2 protein-coding genes and 1 pseudogene are annotated in these 3,602 nt (G+C 63.5%); all 3 read left to right on the forward strand.

Annotated features, from left to right (window positions below; genetic code table 11):
* Nucleotides 1-20: 20 nt before the first annotated feature.
* Nucleotides 21-200, forward strand: a pseudogene (locus tag ACOI1H_RS24170) (transposase); the annotation flags it as partial.
* Between the two features lie 169 nt (nt 201-369).
* Nucleotides 370-909, forward strand: coding sequence for a hypothetical protein (locus tag ACOI1H_RS24175; RefSeq protein ID WP_422440763.1), 540 nt, complete (start codon nt 370-372; stop codon nt 907-909).
* 132 nt (nt 910-1,041) lie between these two features.
* The gene (locus tag ACOI1H_RS24180; protein ID WP_422440764.1) at nt 1,042-3,552 is read left to right on the forward strand and encodes an OmpA family protein; all 2,511 of its coding nucleotides are present in this window, start codon (nt 1,042-1,044) and stop codon (nt 3,550-3,552) included.
* Nucleotides 3,553-3,602: the final 50 nt, after the last annotated feature.

The following is a 3,602-nucleotide window of genomic DNA, read 5'->3' on the forward strand; positions in this document are numbered from 1 at the left end:
CCCGAACCAAGGGGGACTTGATGAGCAATCTGTATTGGCTGAGCGAGGCTCAGATTGAGCGGCTGAGGCCCTATTTTCCGAAGAGCCGTGGCGTGCCACGCGTCGATGACCGGCAAGTCCTGAGCGGCATTATAATTATTAATCGTAGTGGCTTGCCTTGGCGTGACGCGCCGCTGGAGTATGGTCCGTACCGGCCGCTAGCGCCCAAAAGCAACGTCCCCGTAGACCAACGACCGACCTTACACTATCAATTAAACTGAGCTACCCGATGGGGGCACTCCACTTGTCACTGCTCTGATACCGGTCAGGCTGGTACTTTGGGCGGTAGTTATTTTTAATCGTCAGGCTAATTGCCGTGGAGCCGTTGTCATGATGAAATTGCTTGCTGGCCTTGGTGCGCTGGTCTTGGTGGTGATGGGATACTTCGTACTGGTCCCAGCTACGACGCCGCCTGCACTGGAGTCGGCTTCCGAAACGGCGGTGGTCGTTCCCGATCCGGGGACCGACGCCATAGCGCCGGTGGCACCGGTGTTCGTCACACCGGAGGCGATCGTTTCGCAGGACGTCGCACCTGTCTCCTTCGACGATGAAACGGTCCTTGAGGATATGGCAGCCGATGCCCGCGAAAGCCTGCCCTCGGCGGTGACGGACACGCTGACGATGACCGACGCCCTGTTCCTGCCGCGAATGCGGATCATGGAATACAGCTACGTGACGACAGCTGTCGACGGGCGCGCCTCAGCCCGCGAGATGCGGACCCTGATCGAAGCCAACTCTGAGCGGCTCTGTCTTGCGGGGAGGCAGATGTTTGGGATGGACGTGACCATGCGTAACAGTTTCGAGGATCGCGACGGCAATCTTTTCCAGCGGGTGTATCTCCTGCCGGAAGATTGCGAGACATTTTATTAGCTGTCACTGGCCGGCTTTAGCCATGCCGACGCAGGCTTTTTCGACTGAGGGCATATCGAGCGTCCTGCTTTCGGATAACAAATCTCATTGAGCTACGGCCGGTCGCGCCTGACCAAAAACAAGGAAAAAATCATGTCTTTCGCACCGCTCAAGACCACCACGGCACTTGTTGCCTGCTTGGCGCTGGGGCTGCAGCCCACCTTCGTGACGAGGTCATGGGCGCAAGAGATCGAGTTACTCTGTCGGGACCAGTCGGCACCACCCTGTCCTGCAGGAGAGCCCGAAGCCGGTATGACTCCGGCGGAACGGGCCGCATTTGCAGCCACAGAGGCAGAGAGCGTTGCGGCTGAGGCAGAGGCCGCGGCTCAAGAGATGCAAGGAGTCGCTACCGCTGCCGTCGCAGAGGCCCTGCGCCTGACTGAGGAAGCGGCAGCTGCCGAGGCTACCGAAGCAGCTGCGGCTGCGCAGGCGCAGGCGGAGGCGAAGGCAGAAGCAGACCGCGCGACTGCAGCCGCAGCAGCAGCCACAGCCCAGGCAGAAGCGCTGCGTTCCGCGGCGGACGCTTCAGCACGGACTGCAGAAGAAGTGGCAGCGGCGGAGGCGGCAGCACAGGCGGCAGCGGTAACAGCGGCGGCAGAAGCTGCAGCACGGGCAGCTGAGGAAGCAGCAGCGGCAGAAGCTGCAGCACGAGCGGCCGAGGAAGCGGCAGCGGCGGAGGCAGCAACGCGGGCGGCGGAAGAAGCAGCAGCCGCAGAGGCCGCAGCACAAGCCGCCGACGACGCGGCAGCCGCAAAGGCCGCAGCACAAGCGGCAGAAGAAGCAGCAGCGGCACAGGCGGCTGAGGAAGCGGCTGCCGCAGAAGCCGCAATACGGGCAGCCGAGGATGCGGCAGCGGCGGAGGCCGCAGCACAAGCCGCTGACGACGCGGCAGCCGCAGAGGCAGCGGCACAGGCAGCCGAGGATGCCGCAGCGGCGGAGGCCGCAGCACAAGCCGCCGACGAAGCGGCAGCGGCGGAGGCAGCAACGCGGGCGGCGGAAGAAGCAGCAGCCGCAGAGGCCGCAGCACAAGCCGCCGACGACGCGGCAGCCGCAAAGGCCGCAGCACAAGCGGCAGCGGCGGAGGCCGCAATACGGGCAGCCGAGGAATCCGCCGCCGCAGAGGCCGCAACACGGGCAGCCGAGGAAGCAGTAGCTGCGGAAGCTGCAGCACAAGCGGCGGAGGAAGCATCAGCGGCAGAGGCAGCAGCACAAGCGGCTGAGGAAGCGGCGGCGGCGGTGGCGGCAGAACAGGCAGCCGAGGAAGCGGCGGCGGCGGAGGCCACAGCACAAGGGACTGAGGAAGCAGCAACGGCACAGGCTGCAGCACAAGCGGCGGAGGAAGCGGCCGTCGCAGAGACTACAGCACAGGCGGCGGAGGCGGCAGCACGGGCGGCAGAGGAAGCAGAAGCCACAGCACAAGCCGTTGACGACGCGGCGGCATTAGAGGCTGCAGCGCAGGCGAATGAGGAAGCCGCTGCGGCAGAAGCTTCAGCTCTGGCGGCGGCGGCAGCAGCAGCGGCAGCGCTGGCTTTGATCGATCCGACCGTTGCCGAAGATGACGAAGCGCCAGTAGCTGCGACCCCGGAAACGGCGGTGGCACCGGCGGAAGTGATCGAGGAATCCCTCGCTGCGCAGTCGGTCCGGACCAGTGCGCAGGACTTCGCAACGACAATCGACAGTGCGGGCGCAAGTCCCGCGCCAGACGGCGGGCTCAGCAATATTCAGAAGGCGCTCTTGCTAGGTCTGGGTGCCATCGTCGTCGGATCGGTGCTGCGCAATGGAGACCAGGTGGTGGCAAATACGGGCGACCGCGTTGTTGTCGAAGGAGACCGAGGATTTACCGTTTACAAGGATGACGACGCGCTCTTGCGTCAGCCCGGTGCGATTATTCGCACCGAAACCTTCGGGGATGGATCATCGCGGACCACGCTCGACCGGGATGACGGATCACAGGTCGTGACAATTAGCGATTCACATGGACGGGTGCTACGTCGGGCCGTCCTCTATCCTGATGGGACGGAGTACGAACTGTTTGATGATCTGCAAGCCCTTCCGGCGGTTGATGTACGCCAGTTAGTGGCGACACGCCCGGCTCCGCTCAGCCTGTCCGTCGCAGAGAGCGACATGGCCGCATTGCGCAGGGCGTTGCGCGAAGAAATGGTATACGATGCGGGCCGAACCTTCAGCCTGCGCCAGATTCGCGAGATTGAGCAGGTGCGCGGCCTCGTTCTAGGGATTGAGCTGGATACTGTAAACTTCGCGAACGGCTCTGCCGCGATCCCAGCGGAGCAGGCGCGCAGTCTGGTGCGGCTTGGCATCCTGATAGAAGAGATGCTCTTCGAAAACCCGCGCGAAGTGTTCCTGATCGAAGGCCATACCGACGCGGTGGGAAGTGAAGTCGAAAACCTCGCCCTGTCGGACAGGCGCGCGGAGTCGATCGCACTTGCCCTGACCGAGGCTTTCCACATCCCTCCTGAGAACCTGATCGTTCAGGGCTATGGCGAGGCGCTGTTGAGGATAATGACTCAGTCAGCGGAGGAAAGTAACCGGCGCGTGACCGTGCGCCGGATCACACCACTGCTAAATCAGATCGCGGCGAACTGAGGGAGCAACTCGGCGTAGGTTGGGCGAAGGGAAGATGGCTTCCCTTTAAA

It is taken from the genome of Loktanella sp. DJP18 (genome assembly GCF_049310965.1).
Lineage (GTDB): Bacteria > Pseudomonadota > Alphaproteobacteria > Rhodobacterales > Rhodobacteraceae > Loktanella.